Origin of the sequence: Thiolapillus sp. (assembly GCF_048562965.1) — a bacterium.
Taxonomy (GTDB): Bacteria; Pseudomonadota; Gammaproteobacteria; order Chromatiales; family Chromatiaceae; genus Thiolapillus; species Thiolapillus brandeum_A.
Genome location: NZ_JBHNMF010001497.1, coordinates 1 through 601 on the forward strand (window position 1 = coordinate 1; position 601 = coordinate 601).

Sequence of the window (601 nt, forward strand, 5' to 3'; positions counted from 1 at the left end):
CCTTGCTATGTCAACTATTTTTTGAGATTTTTAGTGGTTTTTCTCCTCTGAAACTCTAAACTCTAGCAGGGGTAAGAATGATGAAAAAACGTTTCCAGATACTTGCCATGGAGGATGCCTGGGATGGTTTCCTCAAACTCAAGAAATTCAGGCTGCAGCATGAGTGCCACGCCGACGGCTGGTGCGATGAAATCCTGCGTGAGCGGGTTGAGGGCAAGCATGCTGTTTCCGTGCTGCTCTATGATCCCACGGAAGACACCGTAGTGCTCATCGAGCAGTTTCGCATCGGCGCCCTGGGCCATGCGGATGATCCCTGGCTGCTGGAGACCGTGGGTGGCTACATGGAGGAAGGCGAGGATGCCGAAGCGGTAGCCCGCCGTGAAACCCGGGAAGAAACCGGTTGCGAGCTGCTCGACCTTGAATTCATCGGCAGTTTCTTCACCACACCGGGCTGGTGTGGCGAGCGGATATCACTGTACTGCGGACGTGTGGACAGCACCCGGGCGGACGGCGTGCATGGGCTGGACCATGAAGGGGAGGATATTCTGGTGCAGGTCATGTCCCGTGAGCAGGCCCAGTCAGAACTTTTCCGGCGCGCCAA

The 601-nt window shown here is 56.1% G+C and carries 1 protein-coding gene; it reads left to right on the top strand.

The annotated features are described in order from the left end of the window. Window positions 1–80: 80 nt before the first annotated feature. On the top strand, window positions 81–601 hold a 521-nt coding region (locus tag ACOCD2_RS25140; RefSeq protein WP_293650796.1), incomplete at its 3' end, for an NUDIX domain-containing protein.